The 452-nt window shown below is 27.9% G+C and carries 1 protein-coding gene and 1 pseudogene; both read right to left on the reverse strand.

Annotation, left to right across the window (positions count from 1 at the left end):
• A partial coding sequence (locus K0039_RS21315; protein WP_228106894.1) for a Tex-like N-terminal domain-containing protein occupies positions 1-142 on the reverse strand: 142 nt, incomplete at its 3' end.
• Between the two features lie 144 nt (positions 143-286).
• Positions 287-452: pseudogene (gene prfB / locus K0039_RS23550) on the reverse strand (peptide chain release factor 2); the annotation flags it as partial.

The raw sequence follows: 452 nt of genomic DNA on the forward strand, positions 1-452 counted from the left end.
CATCACTCATTTCACCAGTCATTTCTTTTCTGTATCTAGCTATAAATGGTATTGTATTCCCTTCATCAATAAGTTTTAATGTATTATTTATTTGTTCATCTCTAAGATTAAACTCTTTTTTTAATATTTGATTTATATCCAATTTATTCACTCCTCATGTTAGTTTTTTCATAAGTATAACAAAACAGAACGAAGGCTGAGGGTTATCGTCCTCAGCCTAAGTGATGTAAGTGCATATTAAGCACTAACCTTCTTATACATATATCTTAATTACAATGCATATTTATTAAACTATTTTATTCATTTTTAAGTATTCATTAATAAACAAGTCTATATTCCCATTCATTACACTATCTACATTTCCAAACTCAGCATTTGTTCTATGGTCTTTAACCAATTTATATGGTTGAAAAACATATGACCTAATTTGACTACCCCAAGTTATTTGTGAG

The sequence above is a fragment of the Terrisporobacter mayombei genome (assembly GCF_020748465.1).
In the GTDB taxonomy this organism is placed as follows: domain Bacteria; phylum Bacillota; class Clostridia; order Peptostreptococcales; family Peptostreptococcaceae; genus Terrisporobacter; species Terrisporobacter mayombei.